Source organism: Cyclonatronum proteinivorum (assembly GCF_003353065.1).
Classification (GTDB): domain Bacteria; phylum Bacteroidota; class Rhodothermia; order Balneolales; family Cyclonatronaceae; genus Cyclonatronum; species Cyclonatronum proteinivorum.
Genome location: NZ_CP027806.1, coordinates 3489763 through 3506514 on the forward strand (window position 1 = coordinate 3489763; position 16752 = coordinate 3506514).

A 16752-nucleotide genomic window follows, 5' to 3' on the forward strand; every position below is an offset into this window, starting at 1 on the left:
GCTTCCAAAATGTCCCGTGCCCTTCTTGTCATCCTTGACGGCTATGGTGTTGCTTCAAACCCCGAAGTAAGCGCCATAGATCAGGCAAACACTCCTTTTTACGATCACCTCAACAGTACCTACCCCAAAACCACGCTTACCGCATCCGGTGAAGCTGTTGGTCTTCCGGATGGTCAGTTTGGCAATTCCGAGGTTGGTCACCTAAATATCGGTGCGGGACGAATCGTATGGCAGGAACTTTCCCGAATCAACAAAGCCATACGCGATGGCGATTTCTTTGAGAATGAAGTCCTGCTCGAAGCCGTCTCCATTGCCAAAAAGAAAGGCTACATCCATGTTATGGGCCTTTTTTCAGCGGGGGGCGTGCACAGCCATAACGATCACCTTTTTGCAATTCTGGAACTCTGCAAAAAGCACGGCATACCTGAAGTTTACGTACACGCCTTCACCGACGGACGCGACACCCCGCCGCACTCCGGCAAAGCCTATGCCAAGGCCTTTGAAGATAAAGCTGCCGAAATTGGGGTCGGCAAGCTTGCAAGTATCGTAGGCCGTTACTACGCAATGGATCGCGACAACCGCTGGGAACGGGTTGAACGCTGCTACAAGCTGCTCACCGATGGCGAAGGCACCCGCTTCAGCTCAGCTGATGAAGCCTTTACCAAAAGCTATGCAGACGGCGTTACGGATGAATTCATCAACCCTGTTTTGCTTGATGAAAGCCCGGACAGCCGCCTTAAGCCAGGAGATCCGGTTCTGTTCTACAACATCAGGGGAGACCGGGCCCGCGAAATTACCCGCGCGCTCACCTTCCGCGAGTTTGACGGCTTCGAACGCAAAGGGTATCCCAACCTGCATTATGTTTGCTTTACGCAGTACGACGCGACCTTTCAAAATGTCAAAGTCGCGTATCCCCCGCAGGTACTTGCAAACACCCTGGGCGAAGTTGTAGCCAAAAACAAGCGCACACAGCTGCGCATTGCGGAAACCGAAAAATACCCGCACGTCACCTACTTCTTTAACGGCGGCGAAGAAGTCCCCAATGAAGGCGAAGAACGCATCATGGTTGCAAGTCCAAAAGTTGCTACCTATGATTTGCAGCCTGAAATGAGTGCACCTGAAGTCGGCGACAAGCTCACCGAAGCCCTCAAATCAGAAGCTTTCGATCTTGTTGTTCTCAATTTTGCCAACCCCGATATGGTCGGACATACGGGCGTTTTTGAAGCTGCCGTTGCCGCCGTCGAAGCCGTTGACCATCAGCTTCAGCGCGTTGTTACCACCGCGCTCGAGCACGGTTACGCCTGCCTTATCATTGCCGATCACGGAAATGCCGACTGCATGTACGAAGCCGACGGAAGCCCGCACACGGCACACACCACTCAGCCGGTTCCCTGCATTTTAGCTGACAACACCCGCAAAGACGTAAAACTTCGCGAAGGTGGCATTCTCGCAGATGTAGCCCCCACCCTGCTCAAACTCCTTGACATTCCCAAACCAAAGGAAATGACAGGAGAATCCCTGTTTTAAGTCACTGCACGTAGATTTTTTCACAAAAGCCCGGACAGCACCACAGCTGATCCGGGCTTTTTCGTTTACCCCCTGTCACGCGCTACAGCAAAGCAAGCCCGTAAAAAAATCATCAGCCTGCAACCGGCTGTATGGGCAGGCCTGCTTTTTATTTTTTTTGGGTAAACTTCGTGAACATCAGGAGCTTGGCGGGCATACTCCGGGACCCCAAACCTAAGATAAGCCCCTTGCTTTTTTGTTCGCGGCAACCGCTGATCATCAAAGTCCGCGAATATCGGTTGCAATCATCGCTGCGGGTAAAGCAACGCTGAAAACCGGCAAAAAAAGTCTGTACCATGCTCTGAACCACAGCTAACGAACAAAGCGCCGCGGAAACGGTGCCCCCGGCTTCTTCGGCCATGGGATAAAAACAGAAAGGCGTCAGGCATTTAAGGGCACAAATATACCGGCAACTCCAACTGCTGCAAAGACCAAAGTCGTGCTTCATTCATTTTAAGGCAGCTTGTGCCTGAAACGCTTAATTATTTGATTTTGCCCTGCCCCTGCCATACATTAAGCCAACGAACTAATGCGCCTGCCTTACCGTTTTAGTTGCCATATTCAAAAAGGCACTAACTTCTAAATTTTCGAGCCCAACTATGGAGGGTAACTTCTCAAACCGAGTGCGGGATGTAATACAGTTCAGCCGTGAAGAAGCACTGCGGCTGGGCCACGATTACATTGGTACAGAACATCTCATCTTAGGCATTATCCGCCTTGATGACGGAGTTGCTGTTCGCATTCTACAAAATCTCAACTGCGATCTTTCTAAACTCAAAAAAACCATCGAAGATACCGTCCGCGGTACTGGCGGTGCAATTACCGTCGGCAACATACCCCTGACCAAACAGGCCGAGAAAGTACTGCGCATTACCTATCTTGAAGCCAAACTGTACAAAAGTGATACCATAGGCACCGAACACCTGCTGCTTTCACTGCTGCGCGACGATGAGAACATTGCTGCGCAAATACTCCATCAGTTTAATATCGGCTATGATAGCGTTCGTGAAGAACTTGACCTTATAATATCCGGCAAACCAAGAAGTCAGGATAAATCAGGCGGTGATTCAGGTGCAGCTATGGCAGCTTCAGATGTACCACCATCAAAAAGTTATAAACCTTCATCCGGAAGCGGTGACAGTAAGAAAATGGAAAAAACTAAAACTCCCGTATTAGACAATTTTGGCCGGGATTTGACCAAGCTGGCCGAAGAATCCAAATTGGACCCCATCGTAGGACGCGAAAAAGAAATTGAGCGCCTAGCACAGGTTCTGAGTCGCAGAAAGAAAAATAATCCTGTGCTCATCGGTGAACCCGGCGTGGGGAAAACAGCGATTGCCGAAGGGCTTGCGCTGCGTATTGTAGAGCGCAAAGTATCCCGCGTGTTATATGAAAAGCGGGTTGTCGCCCTTGATCTTGCCGCGCTGGTCGCAGGCACGAAATACCGCGGTCAGTTCGAAGAGCGCATGAAAGCGGTCATGACGGAGCTGGAAAAAGTAAGCAACGTCATCCTGTTTATTGATGAGCTTCATACCATTGTAGGTGCCGGCGGCGCTTCCGGGTCGCTCGACGCTTCGAACATGCTCAAGCCTGCGCTCGCACGCGGCGACGTTCAGGCCATAGGCGCGACTACGCTCAATGAGTATCGTCAGTTTATTGAAAAAGACGGTGCGCTCGAGCGTCGGTTCCAGAAAATTATGGTCGATCCCACTACGCCGGATGAAACCGCCATCATTCTGAATCAGATTAAAAACAAGTACGAGAAACATCACTCGGTTCGCTACACAGACGAAGCCATTGAAGCCTGTGTTAAGCTGACCGACCGTTACGTAACCGATCGCTTCCTGCCCGATAAGGCCATCGACGCCCTTGATGAAGCGGGTGCCCGCGTACACCTTGCCAATATCACCGTGCCGCAGCACATCATCGATCTCGAAGAGCAAATTGAAAAAGCTACGGAAGAGAAGAACAAGATGGTAAAAAGCCAGCGTTTTGAAGACGCGGCACGCCTGCGGGATACCGAGAAAAAACTCATGGAAGAGCTCGAAAACGCCCAAAAAGACTGGGAAGTCGAGTCCGAGAAAATTGTCTTCGATGTGAATGAAGAAGACGTCGCCAAGGTCGTTGGGATGATGACCGGCATTCCGGTTTCCAAAATCGCGCAGAGTGAAGGCACCAAGCTTCTCAAAATGCGCGAAGAGCTTACCCGGCAAGTTATAGGTCAGGACGAAGCCATTGTAAAGCTTTCCAAGGCCATACAGCGCACCCGCGCAGGTCTCAAAGATCCGGCCCGCCCCATTGGTTCGTTTATTTTCCTGGGACCTACAGGCGTCGGAAAGACGGAGCTTGCGAAAAGCCTTTCACGCTATCTGTTTGATGTGGATGACGCGCTTGTCCGCATTGACATGAGTGAGTACATGGAAAAGTTCTCTGTATCGAGACTTGTCGGAGCGCCCCCGGGCTACGTCGGTTACGAAGAAGGCGGCATTCTCACAGAGAAGGTCCGGCGCAAGCCTTACTCGGTAGTACTGCTCGATGAAATTGAGAAAGCACACCCCGATGTATTCAACCTGCTGCTGCAGGTACTCGACGACGGAATCCTGACCGACTCTCTTGGCCGCAAAGTTGATTTCCGGAACACCATCATTATTATGACATCGAATATTGGTGCACGGGATATCAAGAACCTGGGTCGCGGTATCGGTTTCAGCCCGACCGAATCTGCCTTTGACTACGCGAAGATGAAGTCCGTCATTCAAGACGCGCTCCGGAAGGTTTTCAATCCGGAATTCCTGAACCGCGTTGATGATGTGATTGTCTTCAAGCCGCTCGAAAAAGAAGACATTTTCAAAATTATCGACAATATGGCGGACCTGCTCTTTAAGCGAATCCGCGATCTCAACTTCAATGTAGAGATTACCAAAGGTGCTAAGGATTTCCTGAGTGAGAAGGGCTTTGATCCGAAATACGGTGCCCGGCCCCTGAAGCGTGCCATCCAAAAGTACGTGGAAGATCCGCTCGCAGAAGAGCTGCTGTCCGCTCAAAAGGAAGAAGGTGCAACCATCCGGATTAAGATGAACGCTTCGCGCGATAATCTCACCTTTGAGTGGAAGAGCCCGGAACAGTCAGGTGGAAGCGAAAGCGAAACAACGGACGAAGAAGAGACAAGCTCCAAAGAAGCCTGACATCCGCTTTCATTCCGTAACAGCGCTATATGAAAAAAGCCTGAGCATGTTCATAGTGCTCAGGCTTTTTTTGTTGAGAAAATTTAAAGGCTTAGGGATAACGCTCTTTTACATCAAAACCGGCACTTTAGGACAGTGCTTCGCGTTGCTATGTGCTCAATATTAACCTAAAATTATATTAGCGGTCACTGTGTTGACTTAGCTGATAAAAGGGACTACCTTAAAATAGTCCCATTACCCTAAACGAATTATAAGAAAAATGGACGAAACGCATAGGTGCTTTACCGCACGCATGTTTTATCCTAATTGCAGATTTGTTCAGGACGCGCTGCATTTGATGACTTATTTCCGGACTTAAACCGGACGGTCTTAATACATCAAATGCGGCTCGTTAAACCTAAACAGCCAAATTTTGATGTACTATGAACACCTATCCCTTTCCAAAAGGCGGAGCCGCTGAGCTGTATGATTTCAGCAACCTTTATGAGCTTCGCAATGCCTGCTACAATCTCGATACGGAGAAAATTATACACTACGCCAATTCAGCTGACACTGACGAGGTGATTTCGCTGCTTCTTGTACTTGAAGGCGAAAAAAAGCGCGCGCTTATCAACGGACTTTCCGTAGCGTCCATTCTCGATGTTGCAGAAGATCTTCATGTAAGTGAGCTCGCAAACTTGCTGGATGAACTTGATGAGCGCAAGCGAACCCAAATTATGGGTCAGCTTTCGGATCATACGCTTTACCGGCTGGGTTCCATGAAGAAGCTTTTTTTGAAATCCAGGACGGAGTGAATCCTTAGGGATCGACCTTAACCGGTGCTCAACAAGCCCCTAAAGGTAAAAAGCCTGCCTGAGCATGATGTTCAGGCAGGTTTTTTTTATTTCGGTAAGGAGCAAGTTCAGCATTCGGAAGTAGCCGGATACCCGTCAATCGCGCTGCAGGCCGAATCAATCGTATTTTGGAAAGGGCCGGATGCCCGAAGCGCGCGGCCTAACCCAAAAAGCAAGGGCCCCATCTTAGGCTTACCAACGCACAATCTACCAAGAAGCCCTTGATGTTCTCGGAGTTTTACCCAAAAAAATAAAAACCGGAACAGCTGTGCAGCGGGGTTCCGGGCTACAGGGGCCGGAATTGCCCGCCATCATCAGGCGGTTTCGGTTTGCAGGCGGGGCTTTACTTCGAGGTCGTAATCTTCGATGTTAATGCTGCGGTTTGCGCCTTCTTTGGAGAAGTAGGAGTATATGGCGGGGATCACAAAAAGCGTGAGGAGGCTTGCAAACAGAAGGCCGCCGATGATGGCGATACCCATGGAAACCCGGCTTTCACTTCCGGCGCCAAGGGCGAGGGCAATCGGCAGCACGCCCAGCACGGTTGAGAGGCTCGTCATGAGAATCGGGCGGAAGCGGGCGGCGGCGGCGTCCTGAATGGCCTCCATTACAGAGAGGCCGGCTTCTTTGCGCTGATTGGCGAATTCGACAATCAGGATGGCGTTTTTGGTTACAAGGCCAATCAGCATGATCATACCGATTTGTGAGAAGATGTTGATGGTTTGACCAAAGAAGTACAGGGTCATGAGCGCGCCGCCGATGGCGAGGGGCACCGTAAACAGAATGGTGAAGGGATCGCGGAAGCTTTCGAACTGCGCGGCAAGGATGAGATAAATCAGCACGACGGCCAGCATGAAGGCGTAGAGAAGGCTGTCTGAGCTTTCCTGAAAATCGCGGGAGGTTCCGGTGAGGGAGGTCGCGAAGGTGTCGTCGAGCTCGCTTGCCGCTATGCGGTCCATGGCGTTAATGCCATCCCCGAGCGAGTAGCCGCTTGCCAGCCCTGCCGACACGGTTGCGGATACGAAACGGTTAAAGCGGAACAGCTGCGGCGGATTGTTGTCTTCACTGATGGTGATGAGGTTATCGAGCTGAATGAGCTGTCCGCTTTCTGAGCGCACATAGATGGAGGCCAAATCGCGCGGATCGTTGCGGAAGGCCCGCCCCATCTGCCCGATGACTTCGTACTGCTTGCCGTTCATGATGAAGTAGTCGAAGCGCTGTCCGCTGAAGGCAAGCTGCAGGGTTTGCGCAACATCGCGGATGGATACGCCCAGCGCCCTTGCCCGTTCCCGGTTGATTTCAATGCTGAGCTCGGGTTTGTTGAATTTGAGATCGACATCCACAACGGAAAAGGTGGGGTCGTCGGCAGCGGCGTCCATGAAGCGTGGCAGGTATTCGCGCAGCTTTTCGAAGTTAGGGGCCTGAATCACGTACTGCACCGGCAGGCCGCCCCGCTGCGCGCGAATGCTTTGCTCCTGCGTTACAAAGCCGCGGGCTGCCGTGTGGTTTCGGAGCAAATCCGAAACATGGTCAGCCACTTCAAACTGTGAGCGGGAGCGCTCGGAGGGGTCTTTGAGGATGACGTTCACAAAAGCCGAGTTGACCGAGCTTGTTGCGCCAAAGCCGGGGGAGGTCACCGATATGATGGCTTCAAGTTCAGGCACTTCTTCATTGAGGGCCGCAACAACTTCATCAACATAATCATCCATGTACTGAAAGGTGACGCCTTCCGGACCTGTGGCGAAAATGCGCATGCGGCTGCGATCTTCGAGGGGCGAGAGCTCCTGCTGCAGGTTCAGACCGAAGTAGGCAATCATCCCCCCTGCGGCCAGAATGATGAGGAAGGCCGCCCACCGGACTTTTATGAATGCGCCCAGTGCCTTGCGGTAGCCGCTGTTCAGGGCCACATAAAACGGCTCAGTGACGCGGTGAATCCAGGATTCGCGCTCGCGTTTTTTGAGGATTTTCGAGCAAAGCATGGGCGAGAGCGAAAGCGCTACAAAGGAAGAAATGACGACCGCACCGGCCAGCACCAGTCCGAACTCGCGGAACAGGCGGCCTGTGAGGCCTTCCAGGAAAATCACCGGCAGAAACACCGCAACAAGCGCCGTTGTCGTGGAAACGACCGCAAAAAAGATTTCGCGGGAGCCTTTGAGTCCGGCTTCGATGGGATTCATCCCCATCTCAATTTTGGCGTAGATGTTTTCCATGACCACGATGGCGTCATCAACGACCAGACCAATGGCCAGCACCAGTCCGAGCATGGTGAGTACGTTGATGGAAAAGCCGAGGATGAACATCACAAAAAAGGCCCCGATCAGCGCGATGGGAATCACGATGATGGGGATGAGCGTCGTGCGCCAGTCCCGAAGGAACATAAAGATGATGAGCATTACGAGTCCGAAGGCGATGAAAATCGTTTGCCGCACTTCCGCGATGGAGGCCCTGATGTACTCGGTGACATCAAAGCCGATGGCTACGCTTACGTCTTCCGGCAGGTCGCGTTTGATAACTTCGAGCCGGTTATAAAATTCGTCAGCAATGGCGATGTTATTGGCGCCCGGCTGCGGCACGAGCACGACACCGACCATGGGGATCCCGTCGCGTTTCAGGATGGTGCGCTCGTTTTGCGGGCCGAGCATAGCAAGACCGACATCCCGGAAACGCACAATGTCATCCCCGTTTTGCCGGATAATCATATTGTTGAACTCTTCCGGTGTGCTCAGCCGGCTCAGGGTGCGCACCGTGAGCTCGGTACTCGCCCCTTCGATACGGCCGGAAGGCAGCTCCACATTTTGGGCCGCGAGTGCGTTGCGGATATCAATGGGCGTCAGGCCGTAGGCGGCAAGCCGTGAAGGCTCCATCCACAGCCGCATGGAGTAGCGTTTCTGCCCCCAAATATTGACTTCACTCACGCCCGGGATGGTTTCGAACCGCTCCTTGAATTCCGTGATGGCAAACTCGGTCAGCTCCATCATATCCCGCAAATCACTGCGCACATTCAGGAAAACGATAGGGCTGCTGTCGGCGTCGGCCTTTGAAACGATGGGGTTATCTACGTCGGGCGGCAGCCGCCGGATGGAGCGGGAAACCCGGTCACGCACATCATTGGCGGCAGCTTCCATATCAATACCGAGCTCGAACTCCACCGTGATGGTACTCCTGCCTTCGCGCGACACGGATGTCATCGTGCGAATGCCCGCAATGCCGTTGATGGACTCTTCGAGCGGCTCGGTGATTTGCGATTCCACAATATCGGCATTGGCGCCGGTATAATTGGTCGTTACAGTCACGATAGGCGGATCGACCGCGGGATATTCCCGGACACCAAGGTAGTTATAGCCAATTACGCCGAAGAGAATGATGGTGATGGCCATGACCGAAGCCAGAACGGGACGGCGTATGCTGAGTGACGAAAGACTGCTCATAAGATGTTGTTACGTTTGGGGTTATTGCTGTGCGGAGCTGCGGATTTCTGCGATACGGACATCCATGCCCGGCCGAAGCTGCAACATGCCGGTCGTCAGAAGCGTGTCGCCCTGCGCAAGGCCTTCGGTGATATGCACGCGACGGTCGGTTCTGACGCCGATTTCAACCTGACGGCGCTCGGCCTTGCCGTTGCGGTACACATACACGCTTTGCCCGCCCATTTCCGGAATGATGGCTTCGGAAGGTGCCATCAGCGCCCGGTCGATGGCACGAAGCGCAAGGTCCACTTCAACAAAGGCCCCGGGCAGGAGTACGTTATCGGTGTTTTCAGCAACACCCCGCAGGCGCAGCGTCCGGGTGTCCGGCTCAACCCGCGGCTGAATCGCATAGACTTCGCCATCATAGGTATTTTCGGAACCCTGCCGGTTGAAGCGGAACGCCTGCCCCTGCACAACCATGCCCGAAAACCGCTCCGGAACCGAAAAGTCAACCTTCACCCGGTTGACTTTCTGCAGCTCTGTGATGTACGTCTGTGGCGTAATGTAGCTGCCGGGAGAAATGGCCCGAAGTCCGATAATACCATCGAAGGGCGCACGAATTTCCGTTTGAGCGATACGCGCATTAATGAGATCAATTTCCGCCTGAATGACCATCAGCTCATTGAGCGCGGTATCGTACTCCTGCTGCGAAGTGGCATTTCGCTCGAGAAGAGACGCCATGCGCTGTTCTCTGATTTCGGCCAGATTCCGGCGGTATTGTGCCCGGCGCAACTCCGCCTGCAGATCCGCGTCATTGATTTTCACCAGTAGATTTCCGGCATTAACCAGCTCACCTTCCGTAAAATTAATGCTTGTTACCCGCCCGGAGACTTCCGCCTGAAGCGTCACGCTCTCATCCGCGACAACCGTGCCGGTGGAGCTGATCCGGTTTTCAAAGGTTTGGGGCTCCATCACAACGGCACGCACCGCGAGACGCCGGTCATTTTGCTGTGGCGCGGTCTGCGGCTGAGCCGAAACCGTGCCTGCCCCCCCATCATCCCCGCCGCTAAGCCGGGGCAATAATAATGAAAACAAAAGCACTGCGCCAGCAAGGGCAGTGAGAACACCAACCGTCAGTTTATTCATACGCATTTTCCTGAAATTCAATACATTCAATATCTTACACGAAGGGCAAATACCTGCTGCCCGGAATAGTTGTCGTAACAAGGAAAATGCTGAGATTGTTAAACAATCATTGTTAAAAAATGTGGATATGCCCCCAATCCGCTAACATCAGGCGGCAGGCTTGTAATAAGTTGATGAACCATCCGGACACACGCTGCCCACATCAACCTACTTTGACCTGAACAGGCCGCGTATTCAGGCACAGCTTTGTTTTTTTGGGTAAACTCCGTGAACATCAATGCCTTCGTGGCAGATCAGGAGTTCCTAAGCCTAAGATGGGTCCCTTGCTTTTTGGGAGAGCACACCAACCCTTCTTTCCCGGAAACCGCAGCTTAGCGACTCTCCCCCTTCCCCCGCCCCTTCACTTAATCCGAATAATCTTGTCGCACAAATCAAGCTCGCGGCTTTCGTTGCTTGCGATGATGAGCGTCTGACCTTCTTCACGGGCTTTGGCCGTAACGGATCCGATGTAGGCGAAACCAGCGGTATCAAGATTGGTGCCGGGCTCATCGAGTAACAGAAATGGCGTTTTCTTGATCAGCGCCGAAACAAGCCGGACCCGCTGCTGCTGCCCCGAACTGAGCTGCCCGTACCAGGTTTCGGTTTTGGCTTGGAGTCCGGTAACGCTCAGCTGTGCCCGGATCTCATCATCGCCCACAGCCCGACCGGAAAGTTCGCACACCAGCCGGATATTTTCGGTACAGCTAAGCTCATTATACATCCGGATATAGGGCGCCGAAAAGCCGAGCTGCCGGTACAGCTGCTGCGGCTTGAGCGGACTGCCTTCCACTTCCCAGCTGATCTTTCCCGCGTCAGGGCGGATGAGCCCTGCAATGCATTTCATCAGGGTAGATTTACCGCTACCGTTCGGTCCCGCAACGCCATGTACGCCGGGCCCGATTTCTGCTTCAATCCGGCGAAAAATCACGGATTGCCCGAATTTTTTTGATATTTTATTCAGAATAATTTGCTGCATACGGTTAAGGTACTACGCAACACTGCTCAAGTACAAGTAAGAGTTTACAAGCCTGCTGTGTGCATTTTTTCCACATGAATACTCTTCACCAAACGCCAACTCAGTGCCCGCATGGATCAGCTCGTCCATCAAATAACGTCCCGGCTGTGCCGCAAACTCAACGAAGAACAGCCCTATTACACCCCTGCCGATCTTACCGAAGCGGGTATGCCCGACTTCCTGGTTTCGCGCATACGGCTCGAGTTGGAACACAATCTCCGGGATAGCATTGTCCCCCCGGATTCCGACTGGGCGTCGATGTCGGCACCGGATGTGCGTCAGGCCTGGGCCTTGTTTTTAGACGCCATCAACGGGCAGGTGCGGCTGCCCCACGCCTTCACCCGCGGCGTTGTGGAATCGGCGGTTGCCGACCTTGTGGATTTGCTCTCGCAACCGCTCGCGCACTACCCGCCCTATCTGTTCGGAACGGCTTCGGCGCTGAGCTACGAAGAAGTGCAGGCGCAAATGAGATTGGTAGTCGTGTACCCGCACCTCGGGCTGTTCCTGCCACGCTACATGCTCAAGCGCGGCCTTAACGAAATCAGCATTGATACCTACCGCCACCTGCTCACACAGCTGGATTCGCGCGTCTGCCGCAACTACAGCCCGCTCAACTGGGTGCAGCTGCTTGAACCCCTTTTCACCCTTTGCGGCGGGGAAGTCGAAGGGGAACTGCTTGCGCGTTTTTTTACGGAAAAAAAGCTCCCCGATCAGGCGCGCTGGCTCCGTCAGATTCAGGACCCGCTCGATTCCCAACAACTTGTCGAGCTGCTTTCGCGACCCGTGTACCGCTACGATGAGCCTGAAGCTGAAGCTGAAGCTGAAACCGATACGACCGAAAGCGCAAGTCCTCAAACTGAACCCGAACCAAAGCCGGAAGATGACGAGCCCAGCCGTACCGATTCCCTAAAAACCAAAGTCATACCCGGAAGCATTGCCGGCGCGGCATTCCGTGAAAGCGGCCCCAAGAAAGCTTCCTCCCCAACCGAACAAACGGCGCAGCACGAAGACGCCACAGTGCACGAACCAACAAACCTCCCCGAACAATCAGCCGAACCGCACGGAAGCGAATCCGAGCCACAGGAACGACCGAAAAACCCGTCAGACGAATTTGAAAACGATGGTGCGCCACAAGGCGAAGACGAGCAAGACGTGCCGCTGTACCAGCGCCTGGCCCTGGATGATGACGATAATGACGACGACGAAACCGAAGCCGATGACGCCAGCGAACACGCGCTGCCCCAGGCTCCTGCAGAATCCGGTCACCCTGATACAGAAGACGAAGGCGATGAACCGGATGAACCCCTTTCCCTCCCCCGCTTCCGAAACGAAGAATCGTATCCGGAAGAAGCGACCGAAGACGCGTCCCATGAAAACATCCGCCCGATTGCAGGAAGCGAAACCGAAGGCGACATAGATGATGACGACGACGATGATGAAGACAACATCCCGCTCTGGCAGCGCCTCCGGGTCGATGATGACGAAAATGAAGCCGAACCACACCCCCCGCAAACCATCGGGCCTGCGCCCGACAATGCCCGTTTTGAAGAACTCTACAGCTTTCTGCAATCGGACGAAGACCGATTCCTGAGAGAAATTTTTGACAGCGACCGGCGGGCTTACATCGGAGCACTCGAACAGCTCTCAGGCTTCGACAACTGGCGCAAAGCCGGGAAATACCTCACCAACGAAATTTTCCGCCGCTACGAAATCGACATGTACAAAGACGTTTCAATCGATTTCACAGATCAGCTGCACCGCTTTTTTAAAAATCATGCTTAAACGCATGAGCTGCCCCAAAACCTTCCGGCTTTATGATCCGCAACGGCGGTAAGTGAAATATTTTCCCACACCCGCATAAACTGAGTTTTTCAAACCACCCATTTTCTATAAACCGCAAAATATCAATCCATTATACAAACCAACATCATAGTACGAATAATGCGTGCTGAACGCCGGTTTATTCTGTTATTCTAATCTGATATTATTATTTTGAATCGGGATACGGGTTAAATTCAACACCTGTCTCCCGCCATACTATTGTTTTCGAAAAGCGCTTTGCTAAGGCAAAACAGCTTTCCGGTCAGCTTGCAAAACCTGTTATTAGTTATCCGCCCAGCGGTGCGTACAGCCGGGCTCCTTCCTTCAACCTTAATGTTATTCTCTATTTATTTAGTCGTGACTTATGGAACAAAATAAAAAATTTGAAAAGCTCACGCAGCTTCGGAAAGAAGCACGGCTGGGCGGCGGTAAAGAACGTATCGAAAAACAGCATAAATCGGGTAAGCTGACCGCTTACGAACGTGTTGATCTCCTCCTCGATAAAGGCAGCTTTGAAGAAATCGGCGCATTTGTGCGGCACCGCTGCCGCGACTTCGGCCTCGACAAGCAAAGTATTCCCGGCGACGGCGTAGTAACCGGCTTCGGAAAAATCAACGGACGCCCCGTGTATGTGTTCTCGCAGGACTTCACCGTTTTTGGCGGCTCCCTCTCTGAAACACATGCCGAAAAAATCTGCAAAATCATGGACCTGGCCGTGAAGAACGGCGTGCCCGTCATCGGCCTCAACGACTCTGGTGGCGCACGGATTCAGGAAGGCGTCGCCTCACTGGGCGGTTACGCCGAAGTCTTCTGGCGCAACAGTATGGCTTCGGGCGTCGTCCCGCAAATTTCCGCGATCATGGGCCCCTGCGCGGGTGGCGCGGTGTACAGTCCGGCCATCACCGACTTCATTTTCATGGTTAAAGACACAAGCTTCATGTTCGTGACGGGCCCCAACGTCGTAAAAACCGTGACGCACGAAGAAGTCACCTCCGAAGATCTCGGCGGCGCCTCAGCACACAGTAGTAAATCCGGTGTCGCGCACTTCGCAACCGACAACGACGCCGACTGTCTCGCACGCATTCGCATGCTGATGAGCTACCTCCCGCAAAACTGCGAAGAAAAAGCCCCCCTGCAGCCCGCCCGCGATCCGGATCCCAAATTCGCCGAAAAACTCGATACCATCGTCCCGGATAACCCCAACAAACCATACGACATCAAGGATGTCATTCGCGGCGTTGTGGACGCAGACACCTTCTACGAAGTCCATGAAAATTATGCGGATAACATCGTGGTTGGTTTCGCGCGTCTCGGCGGACGCAGCGTAGGCATTGTCGGCAATCAGCCGCTTTCCCTCGCAGGCTGCCTTGACAACGACGCCTCCGTAAAAGGCGCCCGTTTCGTACGCTTCTGCGACGCCTTCAACATCCCGCTTGTGGTATTCGAAGATGTACCGGGCTTCCTGCCGGGCACCGATCAGGAATGGGGCGGTATCATCAAGCACGGCGCCAAACTCCTCTACGCCTTCTGCGAAGCCACCGTGCCTAAGATGACGGTCATCACCCGCAAAGCCTACGGCGGCGCCTACGACGTGATGAACTCCAAGCACATCCGCGCGGACTACAACATCGCATGGCCTTCCGCCGAAATCGCGGTTATGGGCACCAAAGGCGCGGTCGAAATCATCTTTCGTCGCGATATTAAAAACGCAGCCGATCCGGAAGCCACCCAAAAACGTCTCGAAGACGAGTACGAAGAAACCTTCGCCAACCCCTACCGCGCAGCCGGTCGCGGGTATATCGACGACGTCATCTTCCCGAACGAAACCCGCAGTAAACTCCTGCGCGCCTTCGACCTCATCCAAACCAAGGCCGACAGCGTACCCCGCAAAAAGCACGACAACCTGCCGCTCTAAACGGGTCATCCCATTCAGCGGAAATATCCCTACACCGGCTCCGGATTTAATTCGGAGCCGTTTTTTTTGGGTAAACTCCGTGAACATCAAGGGCTCCGTGACAGGTCAAAACACCCCAAGTCGGCGGAGAACCCCTTGCTATTTTGCCGGTTACCCGACGCACCCGCCCGGCCTCATCAAGCCGCAAGCAAACCTTTACAGAGATTCGGGGCACACATCCCAAACCAAAGTCTGTGCTCATCACGCACGACTCCCGCAACCGGTTTACGGACCGTTCACAATTCACAGCTCGCACAACTGTACAACTTCAGTTCGGCGCGGACGCAACGCCGCACTTCAATTCCAAAAAAGCGGGACAGTCACCGACGAGATACAGCGCAGCAAAAAGCTATGATCTCGTTATTTTACCGGACGCATGACAGTTTTCCATTCACAAAACGGGCAGCATGAATCTATTTGAAGATCCCTCCGACGACGCACAAAAAACCCGGAACCGGCAGGCGGCCGAAAGCCTGCGGGCGGCGCCGCTTGCTACGCGCATGCGACCGGTTTCACTCGCTGAGTTTGTCGGGCAGCGCCATCTCTTAGCCGAAGGCAAGCTGTTATTTCGTATGATTCGCAGCGGACAGATCGGCTCCGTGATTTTATACGGTCCGGCAAGTAGCGGCAAAACAACCCTCGCCAACGTCATCTCACAGGAAATCGACGCCCGTTTTGTCGTGCTCAACGCCGTGCTTGATGGCATCAAGGAGCTGCGCGCGGTGGTCGAAGAAGCCCGCACCCGAGAGCGGATGCAGCAAACCCGCACGATTTTGTTCGTGGATGAAATCCACCGCTGGAACAAGGCCCAGCAGGATGCCCTGCTGCCGCACATCGAATCGGGCCTGCTCACGCTGATCGGGGCAACGACCGAGAATCCGTACTACTCGCTCGTGAGTCCGCTGCTTTCCCGCTGTCAGCTCTTCGAGCTGTACCCTTTCGACGAGGAAGACCTGCTCACGCTGCTGCGCCGGGCGCTCGGCGATCAGTCCCGCGGACTCGCGCGCTTCAACATCGAAATCAGCGACGACGCCCTGCGGCACTTTGCCTCCTACGCCGCCGGCGACATCCGCAATGCCCTGAACGCCCTCGAAATGGCGGTGCTCACCACCGATCCGGACGCGACCGGCACGCGGCACATCAGCCTGGAAGTAGCGCAGGAATCCATCCAAAAGCGCAATGTGCGGTTCAGCCGTCAGGGCGATGAGCACTATCACTACGCTTCGGCGCTCATCAAAAGCCTGCGCGGCTCCGATGCCGATGCGGCCCTGCACTGGCTCGCGGCCATGCTCGAAGGCGGCGAAGACCCGCAGTTTATTTTCCGGCGCTTCCTCATTTTTGCTTCCGAAGATGTCGGCATGGCCGAGCCGAAAGCGCTGGAACTCGTGCAGGCCTGCCTGCAGTCCTTCGAGACCTGCGGCATGCCCGAAGGCCTCTATTTTATGTCTCACGCCTGCCTCTACCTCGCGCTCTGTCCCAAAAGCAACAGCACCAAAGGCATTTTCAAAGCACTGGCACACGTCCGGAAATCCGGACCGGGAACCGTGCCGCCCCATCTGCGCGACCGCACCGCCAACCGGCTCAAGTCCCGCTACGAAAGCACCGACAACCCCTGCGAAAACTACCGCTACCCGCACGAATACCCCAACAACTGGGTCGCGCAGCAATACCTGCCCGACGAATTCCCCAACCTCAAACACTACGAGCCCGGCACAAGCCCCGTCGAAGAACGCCTGAACGAGCGGCTCAGACGGATTCGGGATTCAAAGCTTTGATAATCATACCGGGC

The 16752-nt window shown here is 53.8% G+C and carries 11 protein-coding genes; 7 read left to right on the forward strand and 4 right to left on the reverse strand.

What is annotated here, in order from left to right:
• The first annotated feature begins 9 nt into the window (after nucleotides 1-9).
• Nucleotides 10-1527 carry a 2,3-bisphosphoglycerate-independent phosphoglycerate mutase gene (gene gpmI / locus CYPRO_RS13265; RefSeq protein WP_114985074.1) on the forward strand — a complete coding sequence of 506 codons (1518 nt, stop codon included), beginning with the start codon at nucleotides 10-12 and terminating at the stop codon, nucleotides 1525-1527.
• A gap of 148 nt (nucleotides 1528-1675) precedes the next feature.
• Here the strand turns inward: gpmI and CYPRO_RS13270 are convergent, their stop codons facing one another.
• On the reverse strand, nucleotides 1676-1927 hold the full coding sequence (locus CYPRO_RS13270; protein WP_114985075.1) for a hypothetical protein: 252 nt from the start codon (nucleotides 1925-1927) through the stop codon (nucleotides 1676-1678).
• A 238-nt stretch (nucleotides 1928-2165) separates the two neighbouring features.
• Here CYPRO_RS13270 and CYPRO_RS13275 point away from each other — a divergent pair, with 238 nt between their 5' ends.
• A complete protein-coding gene (locus CYPRO_RS13275; RefSeq protein ID WP_114985076.1) occupies nucleotides 2166-4751 on the forward strand; it encodes an ATP-dependent Clp protease ATP-binding subunit in 2586 nt (861 codons plus the stop codon).
• A 422-nt stretch (nucleotides 4752-5173) separates the two neighbouring features.
• Entirely contained in the window at nucleotides 5174-5545 is a 372-nt protein-coding gene (locus CYPRO_RS13280; RefSeq protein WP_114985077.1) for a magnesium transporter MgtE N-terminal domain-containing protein, read from the forward strand.
• 353 nt (nucleotides 5546-5898) lie between these two features.
• On the opposite strand, the gene CYPRO_RS13285 is transcribed toward CYPRO_RS13280, so the two are convergent.
• The 3 genes from CYPRO_RS13285 to CYPRO_RS13295 all read right to left on the reverse strand — a co-directional run bounded on the left by CYPRO_RS13285 (nucleotide 5899) and on the right by CYPRO_RS13295 (nucleotide 11149).
• A complete protein-coding gene (locus tag CYPRO_RS13285) occupies nucleotides 5899-9009 on the reverse strand; it encodes an efflux RND transporter permease subunit (protein ID WP_114985078.1) in 3111 nt (1036 codons plus the stop codon).
• 21 nt (nucleotides 9010-9030) lie between these two features.
• The gene (locus CYPRO_RS13290) at nucleotides 9031-10134 is read right to left on the reverse strand and encodes an efflux RND transporter periplasmic adaptor subunit (protein WP_164682783.1); all 1104 of its coding nucleotides are present in this window, start codon (nucleotides 10132-10134) and stop codon (nucleotides 9031-9033) included.
• A 400-nt stretch (nucleotides 10135-10534) separates the two neighbouring features.
• Nucleotides 10535-11149, reverse strand: coding sequence for an ABC transporter ATP-binding protein (locus CYPRO_RS13295; protein ID WP_114985080.1), 615 nt, complete (start codon nucleotides 11147-11149; stop codon nucleotides 10535-10537).
• Between the two features lie 111 nt (nucleotides 11150-11260).
• Here CYPRO_RS13295 and CYPRO_RS13300 point away from each other — a divergent pair, with 111 nt between their 5' ends.
• The 4 genes from CYPRO_RS13300 to CYPRO_RS13315 all read left to right on the forward strand — a co-directional run bounded on the left by CYPRO_RS13300 (nucleotide 11261) and on the right by CYPRO_RS13315 (nucleotide 16738).
• Entirely contained in the window at nucleotides 11261-12970 is a 1710-nt protein-coding gene (locus CYPRO_RS13300) for an ICP22 family protein (protein WP_114985081.1), read from the forward strand.
• 403 nt (nucleotides 12971-13373) lie between these two features.
• A complete protein-coding gene (locus CYPRO_RS13305) occupies nucleotides 13374-14924 on the forward strand; it encodes an acyl-CoA carboxylase subunit beta (protein WP_114985082.1) in 1551 nt (516 codons plus the stop codon).
• Nucleotides 14925-15067: 143 nt separating this feature from the next.
• A complete protein-coding gene (locus CYPRO_RS13310; protein ID WP_114985083.1) occupies nucleotides 15068-15343 on the forward strand; it encodes a hypothetical protein in 276 nt (91 codons plus the stop codon).
• 27 nt (nucleotides 15344-15370) lie between these two features.
• Nucleotides 15371-16738 carry a replication-associated recombination protein A gene (locus CYPRO_RS13315; RefSeq protein ID WP_205730335.1) on the forward strand — a complete coding sequence of 456 codons (1368 nt, stop codon included), beginning with the start codon at nucleotides 15371-15373 and terminating at the stop codon, nucleotides 16736-16738.
• Nucleotides 16739-16752: the final 14 nt, after the last annotated feature.